Annotated in this window: 11 protein-coding genes; 8 read left to right on the forward strand and 3 right to left on the reverse strand. The window is 73.1% G+C overall.

The window, feature by feature from the left end; translation table 11 throughout:
* The first annotated feature begins 178 nt into the window (after positions 1-178).
* Together D1J60_RS25370 and D1J60_RS25375 are read left to right on the forward strand one after the other, a co-directional pair.
* Positions 179-3,916, forward strand: a complete 3,738-nt coding sequence (locus D1J60_RS25370; RefSeq protein WP_125822630.1) for an AAA family ATPase — start codon at positions 179-181, stop codon at positions 3,914-3,916.
* A 183-nt stretch (positions 3,917-4,099) separates the two neighbouring features.
* A complete protein-coding gene (locus D1J60_RS25375) occupies positions 4,100-5,533 on the forward strand; it encodes a sugar porter family MFS transporter (RefSeq protein ID WP_125822631.1) in 1,434 nt (477 codons plus the stop codon).
* A gap of 45 nt (positions 5,534-5,578) precedes the next feature.
* On the opposite strand, the gene D1J60_RS25380 is transcribed toward D1J60_RS25375, so the two are convergent.
* Complete coding sequence (locus D1J60_RS25380; protein ID WP_125822632.1) at positions 5,579-6,565, reverse strand: LLM class flavin-dependent oxidoreductase; 987 nt, start codon at positions 6,563-6,565, stop codon at positions 5,579-5,581.
* A gap of 62 nt (positions 6,566-6,627) precedes the next feature.
* A complete protein-coding gene (locus D1J60_RS25385) occupies positions 6,628-8,154 on the reverse strand; it encodes a cytosine permease (RefSeq protein ID WP_241253392.1) in 1,527 nt (508 codons plus the stop codon).
* A gap of 143 nt (positions 8,155-8,297) precedes the next feature.
* On the opposite strand from D1J60_RS25385, the gene ftsY reads away from it, so the two are divergent.
* The gene (gene ftsY / locus D1J60_RS25390; RefSeq protein ID WP_125594848.1) at positions 8,298-9,521 is read left to right on the forward strand and encodes a signal recognition particle-docking protein FtsY; all 1,224 of its coding nucleotides are present in this window, start codon (positions 8,298-8,300) and stop codon (positions 9,519-9,521) included.
* Positions 9,522-9,609: 88 nt separating this feature from the next.
* Here the strand turns inward: ftsY and D1J60_RS25395 are convergent, their stop codons facing one another.
* Positions 9,610-10,278, reverse strand: coding sequence for a bifunctional DNA primase/polymerase (locus D1J60_RS25395; protein WP_007266816.1), 669 nt, complete (start codon positions 10,276-10,278; stop codon positions 9,610-9,612).
* Between the two features lie 408 nt (positions 10,279-10,686).
* Here D1J60_RS25395 and D1J60_RS25400 point away from each other — a divergent pair, with 408 nt between their 5' ends.
* The 5 genes from D1J60_RS25400 (at position 10,687) to ffh (ending at position 18,260) form a co-directional block, all read left to right on the forward strand.
* Positions 10,687-12,180: a hypothetical protein gene (locus D1J60_RS25400; protein ID WP_125594847.1), complete on the forward strand. Its 1,494-nt coding sequence runs from the start codon at positions 10,687-10,689 to the stop codon at positions 12,178-12,180.
* A gap of 262 nt (positions 12,181-12,442) precedes the next feature.
* Positions 12,443-13,786, forward strand: coding sequence for an ammonium transporter (locus tag D1J60_RS25405; RefSeq protein ID WP_125594846.1), 1,344 nt, complete (start codon positions 12,443-12,445; stop codon positions 13,784-13,786).
* Complete coding sequence (locus D1J60_RS25410; protein WP_125594845.1) at positions 13,783-14,121, forward strand: P-II family nitrogen regulator; 339 nt, start codon at positions 13,783-13,785, stop codon at positions 14,119-14,121. The genes D1J60_RS25405 and D1J60_RS25410 overlap by 4 nt, the downstream gene beginning before the upstream one ends.
* Positions 14,122-14,138: 17 nt before the next feature.
* The gene (locus D1J60_RS25415; protein ID WP_125822633.1) at positions 14,139-16,574 is read left to right on the forward strand and encodes a [protein-PII] uridylyltransferase; all 2,436 of its coding nucleotides are present in this window, start codon (positions 14,139-14,141) and stop codon (positions 16,572-16,574) included.
* Positions 16,575-16,685: 111 nt separating this feature from the next.
* Entirely contained in the window at positions 16,686-18,260 is a 1,575-nt protein-coding gene (ffh, locus tag D1J60_RS25420) for a signal recognition particle protein (protein ID WP_125594843.1), read from the forward strand.
* The last annotated feature ends 108 nt before the right edge of the window (positions 18,261-18,368 follow it).

Genomic DNA, 18,368 nt, shown 5'->3' on the forward strand with positions numbered 1-18,368 from the left:
CTCTCACCGTCGTTCGACTCCAGCCCCGAATGATCTGCAAGGGACGCCTCGGCGTCCCTTCTTTCTTTCCGCCGCACGCGACACGCGTTGGGCCAGGTGGGGGGCTGATTCCTTTAACGTCTGATGTGCCCTGCACCTTCATGGGTGAAACCGAACGTGAAAGGTAGAGTCCGGCGGCGTGCACCTCAAGTCCCTGACCCTGCGTGGCTTCAAATCCTTCGCCTCCGCCACCACCCTGCGCTTCGAACCGGGGATCACCTGCGTCGTCGGACCGAACGGATCCGGCAAGTCCAACGTGGTGGACGCGCTCTCCTGGGTCATGGGGGAACAGGGAGCCAAGTCCCTGCGCGGCGGGAAGATGGAAGACGTCATCTTCGCGGGCACCACGGGACGCCCGCCGCTGGGACGGGCCGAGGTCTCCCTCACCATCGACAACTCCGACGGCGCCCTGCCCATCGACTACGCCGAGGTCACCATCACGCGGATCATGTTCCGCGGCGGCAGCAGCGAGTACCAGATCAACGGTGACACCTGCCGGCTCCTCGACATCCAGGAGCTGCTCTCCGACTCCGGCATCGGCCGCGAGATGCACGTCATCGTCGGACAGGGACAGCTCGACTCCGTCCTGCACGCCGACCCCACGGGCCGCCGCGCCTTCATCGAGGAGGCCGCGGGCGTACTGAAGCACCGCAAGCGCAAGGAGAAGGCGCTGCGCAAGCTCGACGCGATGCAGGCCAACCTCGCGCGGGTGCAGGACCTGGCCGACGAACTCCGCCGCCAGCTCAAGCCCCTGGGCCGGCAGGCGGCGGTGGCCCGCCGGGCCGCCGTGATCCAGGCCGACCTGCGCGACGCGAAGCTGCGGCTGCTCGCCGACGACCTGGTGGCGCTGCGGGGCGCGCTGGAGGCGGAGATCGCGGACGAGGCCGCGCTCAAGGAGCGCAAGGAGGCCGCGGAACGGGACCTCGCCGGCGCGCTGCGCCGGGAGGCCGAGCTGGAGGAATCGGTACGCCGCCTCGCGCCGCGGCTCCAGCGGGCCCAGCAGACCTGGTACGAGCTGTCGCAGCTCGCCGAGCGGGTGCGCGGCACCGCCTCGCTGGCCGAGGCCCGGGTCAGGAGCGCGTCCGCGCCGGTGGAGGAGGAGCGGCGCGGCCGCGACCCCGAGGACCTGGAGCGGGAGGCCGCGCGGATCCGGGAGCAGGAGGCGGAGCTGACCGCGGCGCTGGAGGCGGCCGAGCGGGCCCTGGAGGACACCGCCGCGCACCGGGCCGAGCTGGAGCGGGCCCTCGCGCAGGAGGAGCGGCGGCTGCGGGAGGCCGCGCGGGCCATCGCCGACCGGCGCGAGGAGCTGGCCCGGCTGACCGGCCGGCTGGGGGCGGCCCGCTCGCGCGCGGGCGCCGCGCAGGCCGAGATCGAGCGGCTCGTGGCGGCCCGGGACGAGGCGCAGGCCCGGGCGGTGGCGGCCCGCGAGGAGTACGAGGAACTGGCCGCGGAGGTCGGCGGGCTCGAAGATCCCTCGGTGGAGGGGGAGTACGAGGCGGCGAAGGCCGAGCTGACCGGGGCGGAGGCCGCGCTCGGCGCCGCCCGGGAGGCGCTGGGCGCGGCGGAACGGTCCCGCGCGGCGGTGTCGGCGCGGCGGGAGGCGCTCGCGCTGGGGCTGCGGCGCAAGGACGGGACCGGGGCGCTGCTCGCGGTGCGGGAGCGGCTGGCGGGGGTGCTGGGGCCGGCGGCGGAGCGGGTGTCGGTGGTGCCGGGGTACGAGGTCGCCGTCGCCGCCGCGCTGGGGGCTGCCGCCGACGCGGTGGCGGTCGCCTCGGCGGGGGCGGCCGCCGGAGCCATCCGGCACCTGCGGGACGCCGACGCGGGGCGGGCCACGTTCCTGATCGCCGGTGCCGCCGGTGCTGCGATCCCCGAGCAGGGCCCCGTGGCCCCGGGCGGCGCCGCGCTGCCCGGCCAGGCCCAGGGGGCGGAAGCCCCCCACCCCGCCCCTTCCCCCCATGCTGATCAGCGGCTTCCCCGCGGGCGGGGGCCCGCCCCGGACCCCGCGCCTCAGGCGCCGGCGGGGCTGGAGGGGCTGGAGGGCGCGGCCGGCGGGGCGGGAGTGGCCGTCGGGGCCGCGTACCCGGAGGCCGCCTCGCTCGTGCGGGGGGCTGAGGAGGTGCGGCGGGCCGTGGCATGGGTGCTGCGGGACCACGTCGTGGTCGGGAGCCTGGAGGAGGCCGAGGCGGTCGTCGCCGCGCGGCCGGACCTGGTCGCGGTCACCGCCGACGGGGACGTGCTCGGCGCCCACCTCGCACACGGCGGCTCCGCGGGCGCGCCCAGCCTCATCGAGGTCCGGGCCGCCGTCGACGAGGCGGCGGCGGAACTGGAGCGGCTGGACGGCGAGTGCCGGGAGCTGGCCGGGGCCGAGGAGGCGGCCCGGCAGCGCCGCGACGGCGCGGCGGCCCGCGCCGAGGAGCTGGCGGAGCTGCGCCGGGCCGGGGAGAAGGCCCGCGCCGGGGCCGCCCAGCAGCTCGGCCGGCTCGCCGGGCAGGCGAAGGGCGCCCAGGGCGAGGCCGAGCGCAGTGCCCGGGCGGCGGCCACCGCCCAGGAGGCCCTCGAACGCGCGCGGCTCGACGTGGAGGAGTGCGCGGAGCGGCTCGCGGTCGCGGAGGAGACGCCGCTGGCGCAGGAGCCCGACACCTCGGCCCGGGACCGGCTCTCCGCCGACGGGGCGAACGCGCGGCAGACCGAGATGGAGGCCCGCCTCCAGCTGCGTACGCACGAGGAGCGGGTCAAGGGCCTGGCCGGCCGGGCCGACGCGCTCGACCGGGGCGCCCGCGCCGAGCGCGAGGCCCGGGCCCGCGCGGAGCGGCGCCGGCAGCGCCGGCGGTACGAGGCCGAGGTGGGCCGGGCCGTCGCCGACGGGGCCCGGCAGCTGCTGGCGCACCTGGAGGTGTCGATCGGCCGGGCGGAGCTGGAGCGTTCGGCCGCCGAGCACGCCAAGGGGTTGCTTGAGCAGGAGCTCGGCGAGGCCCGCGGCCGGGGCCGCGACCTCAAGGGCGAGCTCGACAAGCTGACCGACTCCGTGCACCGGGGCGAGGTGCTCGGCGCCGAGAAGCGGCTGCGGATCGAGCAGCTGGAGGCGCGGGCGCTGGAGGAGCTGGGCGTGGAGCCCGCCGCCCTGGTGGCGGAGTACGGGCCCGACCAGCCGGTGCCCCCGTCCCCGCCGGCCGAGGGCGAGGTGCTTCCGGAGGACCCGGAGCACCCCCGCAACCGGCCGGGCCCCTTCGACCGGGCCCGGCAGGAGAAGCGGCTCAAGGCGGCCGAGCGGGCCTACCAGCAGCTGGGCAAGGTCAACCCGCTGGCGCTGGAGGAGTTCGCGGCGCTGGAGGAGCGCCACCGGTTCCTCAGTGAGCAGCTGGGTGACCTGCGGAAGACCCGTGCCGACCTCCTTCAAGTGGTGAAGGAGGTCGACCAGCGGGTCGAGCAGGTCTTCACCGAGGCCTACCGGGACACGGCCCGGGAGTTCGAGGGGGTGTTCTCGCGGCTGTTCCCCGGCGGCGAAGGCCGTCTGGTGCTCACCGACCCGGACGACATGCTGGCCACCGGCGTGGACGTCGAGGCCCGGCCGCCGGGCAAGAAGGTCAAGCGGCTGTCGCTGCTGTCCGGCGGCGAGCGGTCGCTGACGGCCGTGGCGCTGCTGGTCTCCATCTTCAAGGCCCGGCCCAGCCCGTTCTACGTGATGGACGAGGTGGAGGCGGCGCTCGACGACACCAACCTCCAGCGGCTGATCCGCATCATGGAGGAGCTCCAGGAGAGCTCGCAGCTGATCGTGATCACGCACCAGAAGCGGACGATGGAGGTCGCGGACGCCCTCTACGGCGTCTCGATGCAGGGCGACGGGGTCTCGAAGGTCATCAGCCAGCGCCTCCGTTGAGCCCTACAGCTTCAAGAAGTGAAATCAAAGCCCGACCTGCGGAAGTTAATCCGACCTTCACACCAGCTATTGACTTCAGGAAATGAACACATAGGCTCTGTGCTGCCTCCCGCCTTCCGGTGGTGCCCGATCTTGACCTGTGCGCCACTAGGAGAACGGACAGAACCCCCCACGGAGCACACCTTGACCAGCAGCACTGCGCAGGAACCGGCGCCCGGCGGCGGACGAGCGTCCCAGCCCGACCACCTCGGGCACGTCATCTTCATCACCGCGGCCGCCGCCATGGGCGGATTCCTCTTCGGCTACGACAGCTCCGTCATCAACGGCGCGGTCGTCGCCATCCGCGACCGCTTCGACGTCGGTTCGGCCGCGCTCGCCCAGGTGATCGCCGCCGCGCTGATCGGCTGCGCGCTCGGCGCCGCCACCGCCGGCCGCATCGCCGACCGGATCGGCCGCATCCGCTGTATGCAGATCGCCGCCGTCCTCTTCACGGCGAGCGCCATCGGCTCGGCCCTTCCGTTCGCGCTCTGGGACCTCGCCGCGTGGCGCGTCGTCGGCGGCTTCGGCATCGGCATGGCCTCCGTCATCGGCCCCGCCTACATCGCCGAGGTCTCCCCGCCCGCCTACCGCGGCCGGCTGGCCTCCTTCCAGCAGGCCGCCATCGTCATCGGCATCGCCGTCTCGCAGCTGGTCAACTGGGGCATCCTCAACCTCGCCGACGGCGACCAGCGCGGGCAGATCGGCGGCCTCGAAGCCTGGCAGTGGATGCTCGGCGTGATGGTGGTCCCGGCCGTGCTCTACGGGCTGATGTCCTTCGTCATCCCCGAGTCGCCCCGCTTCCTGATCTCCGCGGGGCGCAACCAGGAGGCCCGCAAGGTGCTGGCCGAGGTCGAGGGGACCAAGGTCGACCTGGACGGCCGCGTCGCCGAGATCGAGGCGGCCATGCGTTCCGAGCACAAGTCCACCTTCAAGGACCTGCTCGGCGGCCGCTTCGGCCTGCTGCCCATCGTCTGGGTCGGCATCGGCCTCTCGGTCTTCCAGCAGCTCGTGGGCATCAACGTGATCTTCTACTACAGCTCCTCGCTGTGGCAGTCCGTCGGTATCGACCCCACCAGTTCGTTCCTGTACTCCTTCACCACGTCGATCATCAACATCATCGGCACGGTGATCGCGATGATCTTCGTGGACCGGATCGGCCGCAAGCCGCTCGCGCTGATCGGCTCGGCGGGCATGGCCGTCTCCCTCGGCCTCTGCGCCTGGGCGTTCTCGTACAAGACCGGCACCGGCGACGACATCTCCATGCCCGACACCCAGGGCACCGTCGCGCTGATCGCCGCGCACGCCTTCGTCCTCTTCTTCGCCCTCTCCTGGGGCGTGGTGGTGTGGGTGCTGCTCGGCGAGATGTTCCCCAACCGGATCCGCGCCGCCGCGCTCGGCGTGGCCGCCGCGGCCCAGTGGGTCGCCAACTGGGCCATCACCGTCACCTTCCCGACCCTGTCGGACTGGAACCTGTCCGGCGCGTACGTCATCTACACCGTCTTCGCCCTGCTCTCGATCCCGTTCATCCTCAAGTGGGTGCCGGAGACCAAGGGCAAGGCGTTGGAGGAGATGGGGTAACCAACCCCCGCCACCACCCCTTCTTCTCCGCGGCGCTGCCCCGGCTCAGTCCCTGAGCCGGGGCAGTACCCGTTCGCACAGCAGCCGCAGGCCGCGCCACCCCTCCTCCAGCGGCATCCCGCCGCACAGCGGGTGCAGGACGAGGTTGCCCGCCTCGCCCGCTCCGCGCGCGTACGCCACCGCCTCCTGCGGGTCGAGGATCCGGTAGACGCCCTCGGCGCGCAGCTCCTCGACCGTGCGGGCGCCGGACCGCACCGCCGAGCGGATGTCCTTGGACTGCCAGGAGGCGTACATGCCCGCCTCGTGCAGGAAGTGCTTTCCGTAGAGCGCCCACGCCCGCTCCGGGTCCTCCGAGACGTGCAGCAGCGGGGTCTGACGCGCCGGCATCATGCAGAAGCCCTCGGTGCCGTACTCCGCGAGCCGCTCCGCGTAGTACGCCTCCAGTTCCGGCAGGTGCGCGCTCGGGAAGAACGGCAGCCCCAGCCGGGCCGCCCGCCGCGCCGCCGCCTTCGAACTCCCGCCCACCAGCAGCATCGGGTGCGGCCGGGTGAAGGGCACCGGGGTCACCTTGACGGTGCGGCCGCGGAACTCGAAGGGCTCGCCGGTCCAGGCCTTCAGCAGGGTCTCCAGCAGCTCGTCCTGGAGCCGGCCGCGCCGTCCCCACTCCACCCCGTGCTGCTCGTACTCCTCGGGCCGGTAGCCGATGCCCGCGACGGTCACCAGCCGCCCGCCGCCGATCAGGTCCAGCACGGCGATGTCCTCGGCCACCTTCAGCGGGTCGTGCAGCGGGCCGATGATCGCCGACACGGTGACCGCGATCCGCCGGGTCGCGCCGAGGACGGCGCCGGCGAACGCGAAGGGGGAGGGCAGCCAGTTGTTGTCCGTCCCGTGGTGCTCCTCGGTCTGGATCGTGTCGATCCCGTGCTCGTCGGCGTACCGGGCCATCTCCACCGCGGCCTGGTAGCGGGCGGCCAGCGTCGCGGGGGTGCCGTCGGGGTCGATCAGGTTGAACCGGGCCACGGTGATGGGCATGGGAAGTCCCCCTTCGCCGGATGCGGACGGTCGGGCGAGGGGGGACGTTAGCTGACGCGGCGTCAGTTGGACAGGGTGCCGGCCGGGACGCGCTCCGCGCCCGGCTCCGGCGCCGCCGGGGCCGGAGTCCGCGGCAGTACGGCGTACAGCGCGGCGGAGACCAGGATGCCGGTCACCCAGCCGAGGCCGTTCTCGCCGATCCAGGTGGAGGCCAGCGGCCCGCTGAACCAGTCCACCTTGGTGAACAGCAGCCCCGCGACCAGCGCCGCGCCCCAGGCCGTCATCGCCTGCCAGGCGAAACCGCCCCGGTACCAGTAGGCGCTGCCCGGCGTCGTGTCCAGCAGCGCGGCACCGTCGTAGGAGGGCCGGCGCAGCATGTCGACGCCGAAGACGCCGATCCACGCGGAGAAGGCCACGGCCAGCAGCGTCAGGAAGGAGATGAACGAGCCGAAGAAGCTGGTCGCCACCACCATCAGCAGGAAGCCGAAGACCAGGCTGATGATGGCGTTGACGCTGACCGCCCAGGCGCGCGGCACCTTGATGCCCAGGGTCTGCGCGGTGAACCCGGCCGAGTACATCGACATCGAGTTGATCAGCAGCATCCCGATCAGGGCGATCAGCAGGTAGGGCACCGCGATCCAGGTCGGCAGCAGCTCGCCGATGAAGGAGACCGGGTCCTGCGCGCTCGCCAGGTCCGGCGTGCCGACGGCCATCACCGCACCCATCAGCACCATCGGCAGGACCACCACACCCGCGCCGCCGACCGTCGCGCCGACCATCCCCTTGGCCGAGGCGGTGCGCGGCAGGTAGCGGGTGAAGTCCGGGCCGGACGGCACCCAGCTGATGCCGCCCGCCGCGATGGTGCCGATGCCCGCGACCATCATCGCCGTGGAGCCGGCCGGCTTGCCGAAGACGGCCGACCAGTCGGTGGTGAAGAGCAGGTAGCCGAGGACGAGCACGCTGAAGCCGCCGAAGAGGTACGTCGACCACGTCGAGCAGACGCGCAGCGCGTTGATGCCCAGCCCCGAGACCACGAAGGTGCAGCCCACGAAGAACAGCAGGGTCACGACCACGAGGGCGGTGTTGCTCTTCACGCCGAAGAGCAGGTCCAGGACGGTCAGCACGGCGTAGGCGCCGCTGACCGCGTTGATGGTCTCCCAGCCCCAGCGCGCCACCCAGATCAGGGCGCCGGGGAAGAGGTTGCCGCGCTGGCCGAAGACGGCCCGCGACAGCGCCATGCCCGGCGCCCCGCCGCGCTTGCCGGCGATGGAGATCAGGCCGACGATCCCGTACGAGACGACGGGCGCGGCGAGCGCGACGACCAGCACCTGCCAGATGTTCAGCTTGTTGAAGATGACCAGGCCCGCACCCATGGTGAGGAGCAGCACGCTGATGTTCGCGGCGACCCAGGTGGGCACCAGCTCGCGGACCCGGCCGGTGCGCTCGGCGTCCGGCACGGGCTCCAGCCCGCGGGTCTCGGCGGCGTTCCTGCCGCTGGCCTGGGCGGCTGCGGCTGCGGCTGCGGCTCCGGTTGCGGCTTCGGCTGTGGTCTGGGCCGGTATGGCGCCGGTGGCGGGCTCGGCGGGCATGCGGTTGCTCCGTGGGGCGTGCGAGGACGGGAAGTCGTCCATCATCGTAGATTTGCGCCGAATCGCATAAATAGGGGCTTAGGGCCCGGTACGAGTGCCGAGGTCCGGGCTCCGGGGCCGCCGTGGCGGATACTGGACGGGTTATGGAAATCCTCATCCTTGCCGTAGTCATCGCCCTGGTCGCGGTCGGCGCGATCAGCGGGCTCGTGGTCAGCAGCCGCAAGAAGAAGCAGCTGCCCCCCACGGCGCCGCCGAGCACGCCGACCATCACTGCCCCGCCCGCCGAACCGCAGGTGGGGGAGGACTCCGCCCCGACGGTCGAAGAGCCGCGCCGGACCATCGAGGAGGTCGTGCTCCCCGAGGCGGAGACCGCGGCCCCCGAGGCCGTCGAAGCGCCCGTCGCCGAGCCGGAGGCTCCGGCCGCGCCCGAGATCGAGGTGCCCGAGCCCACCGCCGGCCGCCTGGTCCGGCTCCGCGCGCGGCTCGCCCGTTCGCAGAACTCGCTCGGCAAGGGGCTGCTCACGCTGCTCTCGCGCGAGCACCTCGACGAGGACACCTGGGAGGAGATCGAGGAGACCCTCCTCATCGCCGACGTCGGTGTCGCGCCGACGCAGGAACTGGTCGAGCGGCTCCGCGAGCGGGTCAAGGTGCTCGGCACCCGCACCCCCGCCGAGCTGCGCGCCCTGCTGAAGGAGGAGCTGCTGACCCTGGTCGGCACCGACTTCGACCGCGCCGTGAAGACCGAGAGCGGCACCGACACCCCGGGCGTCGTGATGGTCGTGGGCGTCAACGGCACCGGCAAGACCACCACCACCGGCAAGCTCGCCCGGGTCCTCGTCGCCGACGGCCGCAGCGTGGTGCTCGGCGCCGCCGACACCTTCCGCGCCGCCGCCGCCGACCAGCTCCAGACCTGGGGCGAGCGCGTGGGCGCCCGTACCGTCCGCGGCCCCGAGGGCGGCGACCCGGCCTCCATCGCCTACGACGCGGTCAAGGAGGGCATCGCCGAGGGTGCCGACGTGGTGCTCATCGACACCGCCGGCCGGCTGCACACCAAGACCGGCCTCATGGACGAGCTCGGCAAGGTCAAGCGCGTCGTGGAGAAGCACGGCCCGCTGGACGAGGTGCTGCTGGTCCTGGACGCCACCACCGGCCAGAACGGCCTGACCCAGGCGCGCGTCTTCGCCGAGGTCGTGGACATCACCGGCATCGTGCTCACCAAGCTCGACGGCACCGCCAAGGGCGGCATCGTCGTCGCCGTCCAGCGCGAGCTCGGCGTCCCGGTCAAGCTCGTCGGCCTCGGCGAGGGCCCGGACGATTTGGCCCCCTTCGAGCCCGAGGCGTTCGTGGACGCCCTCATCGGCGACTGAGGCACCGGGACCTCACCGGAGGACCTTACGCAGACCAGTGCCCCCGCGTCCGTCCAGGACCCGGGGGCACTGCCGTGGGCGGGGGCCGTCAGCGGCGGAAGCGGTGGCAGGTGTAGGCCAGGGTGCCGAGCAGCAGCCGGGCCTGCGGGGGGCCGCCCGCACTGTCCAGCGCGGGCCCGCGCAGCCAGGTGGCCGGGCCCAGGCCGGCGTGGTCGCAGGGCGGGGCGGTGAGGAAGGCGCCGCGGCCCAGGGCGCGCAGGTCCAGGTCCGCGTCGTCCCAGCCCATCCGGTACAGCAGCTCGGGCAGCTCGGCGGCCGCGCCCGGGGCGACGAAGAACTGCGCCCGCCCGTCCGGGGTCGCCGTCACGGGCCCCAGCGGCAGGCCCATCCGCTCCAGCCGGACCAGGGCGCGCCGCCCGGCCTCGGCGGAGACCTCGATGACGTCGAAGGAGCGGCCGACGGGGAGCAGCACCGCCGCGCCCGGATACTCGCCCCAGATCTCGGAGACCTCGTCCAGGGTGGCGCCCCCCGGGACGGTCGGAGCGAAGTCCAGGGGGTGCGCCCCCGGCGCGCCGCAGTTCGTATGACCGCAGGAGCAGTCGCGGCCCGGACCGGCGGCGCGGGCGCCGGGGACCGCGTCCCAGCCCCAGAGCCCGGTGTACTCCGCCACCGTCGTGCACTCCGAGGTCCGTCCGCGGCGCCGGACGCCGGAACGGAACTCCTTGGTGCCGCGGCTGCCGCCGATCGTGAAGCCCATGCCCATGCCCCCTCCAACGGGTCGGACGCGCCGGTGGTTACGACGTCGGCGAGACCTGTCGGAGGCCGGGTGGAGCGCGCCGTCCACCGGAGCCGCCCGGCGCACTCCTCGCCGCGCGCGCCCCGAGCGCACTCCCGTCCAACCACTGCCGTTTCGCCTTGGTGTCAAGTGAATCGCGCCTGGCCGGTGGTGAGTTCATACGAAGGGGTGGCGAATGGTGGCGTTTCTGGAATCGACCTCGCCGACGGGGTGATCGTAGGATTACTTTCGGTGCACGAACCTGTGCGGCGGACCCCAACCGTGGGTATGCCGGAGGCAATCGGTGGAGGACCTGTGAAGGTCCCTGGCGGAGTCGGCCGCCCCCGCCAGGGTTTCGTGTGAAGAGGCGATGCGGATGGGGGCGTTCCAGTGAGCGGCAACGGCGCAAGCGGAGCGAGCGGCGAATCCGCTGTCCGGAACGAACAGCTGACCTCGTGGTTCGTCCGCAGCGGCTGGTCCAAGGGCGAACTCGCCCGCCAGGTCAACCGCCGCGCGCGCCAGATGGGCGCCCACCACATCAGCACCGACACCTCCCGCGTGCGCCGCTGGCTCGACGGCGAACAGCCCCGCGAACCCGTCCCGCGGATCCTCTCGGAGCTCTTCTCCGAACGCTTCGGTTCCGTCGTCGCCATCGAACAGCTCGGCCTGCGCACCGCCCACCAGACCCCCTCCGTCTCCGGTGTCGACCTGCCCTGGGCCGGCCCGCAGACCGTGGAACTGCTCAGCGAGTTCTCCCGCAGCGACCTGATGCTCGCCCGCCGCGGCTTCCTCGGGACCTCCCTCGCCCTCTCCGCCGGCCCCGCCCTCATCGAGCCCATGCAGCGCTGGCTCGTCCCCTCCCCGGCCGCCGACCTCGGACCGCGCCCCGACGCCGGCCCGTCGGGCGCGCTCGGCGGGCACCGGCCGCCCCGGCTGTCCGAGCCGGAGCTCGACCTCCTCGAAGCCACCACCGTGATGTTCCGCCAGTGGGACGCCCAGTGCGGCGGCGGACTGCGCCGCAAGGCCGTCGTCGGCCAGCTCCACGAGGTCACCGACCTGCTCCAGGAGAGCCACCCCGCCCCGGTCATGAAGCGGCTGTTCAAGGTCGCCGCCGAACTCGCCGAACTCGCCGGATGGATGAGCTACGACATCGGCCTGCACCCCACCGCGCAGAAGTACTTCGTCCTCGCGCTGCACGCCGCCAAGGAGGCCGGGGACAAGCCCCTGGGCTCCTACATCCTGTCCGGCATGAGCCGCCAGATGATCCACCTGGGCCGCCCCGAGGACGCCCTGGAGCTCATCCACCTCGCCCAGTACGGCAGCCGCGACTGCGCCGGACCGCGCACCCAGGCCATGCTGTACGCGATGGAGGCCCGGGCCTTCGCCAACATGGGCCAGCCCAGCCGCTGCAAGCGGGCCGTGCGGATGGCCGAGGACACCTTCTCCGACGTCGGCTTCGACTCCGAGCCGGAACCCGACTGGATCCGCTTCTTCTCCGAGGCCGAGCTCAACGGCGAGAACTCGCACTCCTACCGCGACCTCGCCTACGTCGCGGGCCGCAGCCCCACCTACGCCTCCCTCGCCGAACCGGTCATGGAACGGGCCGTGGAGCTCTTCTCCAAGGACGGGGAGCACCAGCGCTCGTACGCCCTGAACCTCATCGGCATGGCCACCGTCCACCTGCTCCAGCGCGAGCCGGAACAGGCCACCGTCCTCGTGGACCAGGCGCTCGACGTGGCGAGAAAGGTACGGTCCGAACGGGTGAACACCCGGCTCCGCAAGACCGTCGACACCGCCGCGCGTGAATACGGGGACGTGGCCGAGGTGGTCCGGCTGACCGACCTCCTCGCCTCCCGGCTGCCCGAGGCCGCCGAGGCCGTCTGAGCCGCCCCACGGCCCGGGCGCCCGCCTGACGTGCGCCCGGCCCCCGCCTGACCCTCACCTGACCCGGACCGGACCCGTACCTCACCGGTTCATGGAGGCGTAACACGCCCGACCTCTTCGTCATCGGCGCGAAACACCCAGCGGCGCCGCCGGAAACCGTCCTGCGCGAATCTCAGGGCCAATAACCGGCCAGACCTTACGCCGCCGCTCAGGTTTCCCACGATCGCCCGCACGCGAACGTACCGACGACGAGGAGACGCCGATGGCATCAGCCATCACGACCCTCGCAGCAGACGCCCCGACCCTGTCTGCCGCGAACACCGGGTTCATGCTCATCTGCTCCGCCCTGGTCATGCTGATGACCCCGGGACTCGCCTTCTTCTACGGAGGCATGGTCCGCGTCAAGAGCAGCCTCAACATGCTGATGATGAGCTTCATCAGCCTCGGGATCGTCACGATCCTCTGGGTCCTCTACGGCTTCAGCCTCGCCTTCGGCACCGACACCGGCTCGCTGATCGGCTGGAACTCCGACTACGTCGGCCTCAGCGGCATCGGCCTCACCGAGCTGTGGGACGGCTACACCATCCCCGTCTACGTCTTCGCCGTCTTCCAGCTGATGTTCGCCGTCATCACCCCCGCCCTGATCAGCGGCGCCCTCGCCGACCGCGTCAAGTTCAGCGCCTGGGCGCTCTTCTCCGCCCTGTGGGTCACCGTCGTCTACTTCCCCGTCGCCCACTGGGTGTGGGGCGCCGGCGGCTGGCTCTTCGAGCTCGGCGTCATCGACTTCGCCGGCGGCACCGCCGTCCACATCAACGCGGGCGCCGCCGCCCTCGGCGTCATCCTGGTCATCGGCAAGCGCGTCGGCTTCAAGAAGGACCCGATGCGCCCGCACAGCCTCCCCCTGGTCATGCTCGGCGCCGGCCTGCTGTGGTTCGGCTGGTTCGGTTTCAACGCCGGCTCCTGGCTCGGCAACGACGACGGCGTCGGCGCCGTCATGTTCGTCAATACCCAGGTCGCCACCGCCGCCGCCATGCTCGCCTGGCTCGGATACGAAAAGCTGCGCCACGGCTCCTTCACCACCCTCGGCGCCGCCTCCGGCGCCGTCGCCGGCCTCGTCGCCATCACCCCCGCCGGCGGCTCCGTCAGCCCGCTCGGCGCGATCGCCGTCGGCGCCATCGCCGGTGTGCTGTGCGCCATGGCCGTCGGCCTGAAGTACAAGTTCGGCTACGACGACTCCCTCGACGTGGTCGGCGTCCACCTCGTCGGCGGCATCGCCGGCTCCCTGCTCGTCGGCTTCTTCGCCACCGGCGGCGTCCAGTCCGACGCCAAGGGCCTCTTCTACGGCGGCGGCCTCGAACAGCTCGGCAAGCAGGCGATCGGGGTCTTCTCCGTCCTCGCCTACTCCCTCGTCGTATCGGCGATCATGGCCTTCCTCCTCGACAAGACCATCGGGATGCGGGTCGCGGAGGACGTCGAGGTCTCCGGCATCGACCAGGTCGAGCACGCCGAGACCGCCTACGACTTCAGCGGCGCCGGCGGCGGGATCTCCGCACGCACCACCACCGCACCCGCCTCCGCCGCCGCGAGCAAGAAGGTCGACGCATGAAGCTGATCACCGCCATCGTCAAGCCCTACAAGCTGGACGAGATCAAGGAAGCCCTCCACTCCTTCGGGGTCCAGGGCCTCACCGTCTCGGAGGCCAGCGGGTACGGCCGCCAGCGCGGCCACACCGAGGTCTACCGCGGCGCCGAGTACACCGTGGACCTCGTACCGAAGATCCGCATCGAGGTGCTCGTCGAGGACGAGGAGGCCGAAGAGCTGATCTCCGTCATCGTCAGCGCCGCCCGGACCGAGAAGATCGGCGACGGCAAGGTGTGGAGCGTCCCCGTGGACTCGGTCGTCCGGGTCCGCACCGGCGAGCGCGGCGCCGACGCCCTCTAGACGACGGGAGCCGCAGGGTGACGAGCGCCGAAGAGACCACGCAGGACGACCCGGCCGGCTCCGGACCCGGCGGCTACGCCGAGGCCCGGCTGCGACTCCTCCAGGAGGAGTCGCGGTCCGGGCCCTCCCGGCGTTCCGCCCTGTCCGCACTGACCGACCAGTGGCTGAACGCACAGTTCGCGCGGGCGGCACGCGAGAGCGGCGTACGCGGCGCCGCCCTCGTCGCCGTCGGCGGCTACGGCCGCGCCGACCTCTCCCCGCGCAGCGACCTCGACCTGCTGCTCCTCCACGACGGCAAGGCCCGGCCCGCCGCGCTGAAGACCCTCGCCGACCGCCTCTGGTACCCCGTGTGGGACCTCGGCCTGGCCCTGGACCACTCCGTACGCACCCCCGCCGAGGCCCGCAAGACCGCCGCCGAGGACCTCAAGGCCCACCTCGGACTGCTGGACGCCCGGCTCGTCGCCGGCGACGCCGGACTCCTCGCCGGGCTGCGCACCTCGGTGCTCGCCGACTGGCGCAACCAGGCCACCCGACGCCTCCCGGAACTGCACGCCCTGTGCCGGGAGCGGGCCGAGCGGGCCGGGGAGCTGCGCTTCCTGCTGGAACCCGACCTCAAGGAAGCCCGCGGCGGCCTCCGCGACATCACCGTCCTGCGGGCCGTCGCCGCGTCCTGGCTCGCCGACGCCCCGCGCGAGGGGCTCGCCGACGCCCGGCGCCGGCTGCTGGACGCGCGCGACGCGCTGCACCTGGTCACCGGCCGGGCCACCGACCGGCTCTCGCTCCAGGAGCAGCCCCAGGTCGCCGCCCGGCTGGGGCTGCTCGACGCCGACGCGCTGCTGCGCGAGGTGTACGAGGCCGCGCGGGTCGTCGCCTACGCCGGCGACGTCACCTGGCGGGAGGTCGGGCGGGTGCTGCGCGCCCGCGCCGCCCGGCCGAGGCTGCGCGGCCTCCTCGGGACCCGGGGCGCGGCGGCCGCCGCCGAGCGGGCGCCGCTGGCCGAGGGGGTGGTGGAGTCCGACGGGGAGGCCGTCCTCGCCCTCGCCGCCCGGCCCGACCGGGACCCCGTACTGCCCCTGCGCTTCGGCGCCGCGGCCGCGCAGGCGGGCCTGCCCGTCTCGCTGCACGCCGTACGCCGCCTCGCCGCGCAGGCCCGGCCGCTGCCCGTGCCGTGGCCGGCGGAGGCCCGGGAGCAGCTGCTGACCCTGCTGGGCGCGGGGGAGCCGACGGTGGGGGTGTGGGAGGCGCTGGAGGCCGAGGGGCTGATCACCCGGCTGCTGCCCGACTGGGAGCGGGTGCGCTGCCGCCCCCAGCACAACCCCGTGCACACCTGGACGGTGGACCGGCACCTGATCGAGACGGCCGTACGGGCCTCGGCGCTGACCCGCCGGGTGGGCCGGCCGGACCTGCTGCTGATGGCGGCCCTGCTGCACGACATCGGCAAGGGCTGGCCCGGCGACCACTCCGTCGTCGGCGAGACCATCGCCCGGGACATGGCCGCGCGGGTGGGCTTCGACGCCGAGGACACCGCCGTACTGGGCACGCTCGTACGCCACCACCTGCTGCTCGTGGACACCGCGACCCGGCGGGACCTCGACGACCCGGCGACCGTCACCGCCGTGGCCCGGGCGGTGGGGTCGGCCGGCACCCTGGAGATCCTGCACGCCCTCACCGAGGCCGACGCCCTCGCGACCGGGCCCGCCGCCTGGAGCACCTGGCGGGGCTCCCTCGTCGCCGACCTGGTGCGGCGGGTCGCCGCCGTGCTGAGCGGAGCCCCGCCGGCCGGCCCCGAACCGGACCTTCCCACCGCCGAGCAGGAGCGGCTCGCGCTGGAGGCGCTGCGCACCGGGGAGCCGGTGCTCACGCTGCACGCGCGGGAGGAGGAGGACGAGGCCGTCGGCGTCGAGCTGGTCGTGGCCGTTCCCGACCAGCCCGGGGTCCTGCCGGCGGTGTCCGGGGTACTGGCCCTGCACCGGCTGACGGTGCGGGCGGCGGACCTGCGGTTCCTGGAGCTTCCGGACCACCTGGGCGAGGTGCTGGTGCTGCGCTGGCGGGTGGCCGCGGAGTTCGGGGCGCTGCCGCAGGCGGCCCGGCTGCGGACCGACCTGGTGCGGGCGCTGGACGGCACCCTGGACGTCCCGGCCAAGCTCGCCGCCCGCGAGGCGGCGTACCCGCGCAGGCGCGGGGTCGTCCCCCCGCCGCCGCGCGTCACCGTGGTCCCGGACGTCTCGCCCCTGGCCACGGTCCTGGAGGTGCGGGCCCCCGACGCGGTGGGGCTGCTGCACCGGATCGGGCGGGCGCTGGACTCGGCGGGGGTGCGGGTACGCAGCGCGCACGTGTCCACCCTGGGGGCGAACGCGGTGGACACGGTCTACGTCGTCGACCCCGACGGCAAACCCCTCCCGCCGCCGGCTGCCGCCGCGCTCGCATCCCAGGTCCAGGCCGCCCTGACGTGACCGCAGCCCCCTCCCGGGGGCGGGGCCGGCGACCCCGCCCCCGGGAGGGGGAACGGGCGGATACCCTGGGGGACGACCACCACGCCCCCGACCCGAGGAATCGCGACCACCGTGTTCGATACGCTTTCCGACCGCCTCAGCGCGACCTTCAAGTCCCTCCGGGGCAAAGGCCGCCTCTCCGAGCAGGACATCGACGCTGCGGCGCGGGAAATCCGTATCGCCCTCCTCGAGGCCGACGTCGCGCTCCCCGTGGTCCGCTCCTTCATCGCGAACGTCAAGGAGCGCGCCCGCGGCGAAGAGGTCTCCAAGGCCCTGAACCCGGGCCAGCAGGTCCTCAAGATCGTCAACGACGAGCTCGTCTCGATCCTCGGCGGCGAGACCCGGCGGCTGCGCTTCGCCAAGACCGCGCCCACCGTGATCATGCTGGCCGGTCTCCAGGGTGCCGGTAAGACCACCCTCGCCGGAAAGCTCGGCTTCTGGCTGAAGGGGCAGGGCCACACCCCGCTCCTGGTCGCCTGCGACCTCCAGCGCCCCAACGCCGTCAACCAGCTCAGCGTCGTCGCCGAGCGCGCCGGCGTCGCGGTCTACGCGCCCCAGCCCGGCAACGGCGTCGGCGACCCGGTCCAGGTGGCCAAGGACTCCGTCGAGTACGCCCGTGCCAAGCAGCACGACATCGTCATCGTCGACACCGCCGGCCGCCTCGGCATCGACCAGGAGCTGATGCAGCAGGCCGCGGACATCCGCGACGCCGTCAGCCCCGACGAGATCCTCTTCGTCGTCGACGCCATGATCGGCCAGGACGCGGTCAACACCGCCGAGGCCTTCCGCGACGGCGTCGGCTTCGACGGCGTGGTGCTGTCCAAGCTCGACGGTGACGCCCGCGGTGGTGCCGCGCTCTCCATCGCGCACGTCACCGGCAAGCAGATCATGTTCGCCTCGAACGGCGAGAAGCTCGACGACTTCGACGCCTTCCACCCCGACCGCATGGCGGGCCGGATCCTCGACATGGGTGACATGCTCACCCTCATCGAGCAGGCCGAGAAGACCTTCTCGCAGGCCGAGGCCGAGAAGATGGCGGCCAAGCTCGCCAAGGGCCCCAAGGAGTTCACGCTCGACGACTTCCTGGCCCAGATGGAGCAGGTCCGCAAGATGGGCTCCATCTCCAAGCTCCTCGGCATGCTGCCGGGCATGGGTCAGATCAAGGACCAGATCAACAACATCGACGAGCGCGACGTGGACCGCACCGCCGCGATCATCAAGTCGATGACCCCGGCCGAGCGCCAGGACCCGACGATCATCAACGGCTCGCGCCGCGCCCGTATCGCCAAGGGTTCCGGCACCGAGGTCAGCGCCGTCAAGTCGCTGGTCGAGCGCTTCTTCGAGGCCCGCAAGATGATGTCCCGCATGGCCCAGGGCGGCGGGATGCCCGGCATGCCCGGCATCCCGGGCATGGGCGGCGGCCCCGGCCGGCAGAAGAAGCAGGTCAAGCAGGCCAAGGGCAAGCGCAAGAGCGGCAACCCGATGAAGCGCAAGGAAGAGGAGGCCGCGGCAGCGGCCCGCCGCGAGCAGGGCGCGCAGCCGGGCGCTCCGGCCGCGGACGGCAACCCGTTCGGGCTCCCCGCCGGAGGCGGCCAGCCGGGTCAGGACTTCGACCTGCCGGACGAGTTCAAGAAGTTCATGAAGTAGCGGGGCGGCGAGCCCTCGCGACAGGGCCCCGGGCGCGTCACGCGTCCGGGGCCCTGTCGCGTCCGCGGGGCAGTGGGTCGATTTGTCGCTTATGGTCGGCCGGGAGGA

Origin of the sequence: Streptomyces sp. W1SF4 (assembly GCF_003950035.1) — a bacterium.
Taxonomy (GTDB): domain Bacteria; phylum Actinomycetota; class Actinomycetes; order Streptomycetales; family Streptomycetaceae; genus Streptomyces; species Streptomyces racemochromogenes.

Excerpts from the sequence above, each read along its gene's own strand:
- D1J60_RS25380 (WP_125822632.1), bottom strand. The coding sequence starts at position 6,565 with ATGCCCATCACCGTGGCCCGGTTCAACCTGATCGACCCCGACGGCACC.
- D1J60_RS25385 (WP_241253392.1), bottom strand. The coding sequence starts at position 8,154 with ATGCCCGCCGAGCCCGCCACCGGCGCCATACCGGCCCAGACCACAGCC.
- ftsY (WP_125594848.1), top strand. The coding sequence starts at position 8,298 with ATGGAAATCCTCATCCTTGCCGTAGTCATCGCCCTGGTCGCGGTCGGC.
- D1J60_RS25395 (WP_007266816.1), bottom strand. The coding sequence starts at position 10,278 with ATGGGCTTCACGATCGGCGGCAGCCGCGGCACCAAGGAGTTCCGTTCC.
- D1J60_RS25405 (WP_125594846.1), top strand. The coding sequence starts at position 12,443 with ATGGCATCAGCCATCACGACCCTCGCAGCAGACGCCCCGACCCTGTCT.
- D1J60_RS25410 (WP_125594845.1), top strand. The coding sequence starts at position 13,783 with ATGAAGCTGATCACCGCCATCGTCAAGCCCTACAAGCTGGACGAGATC.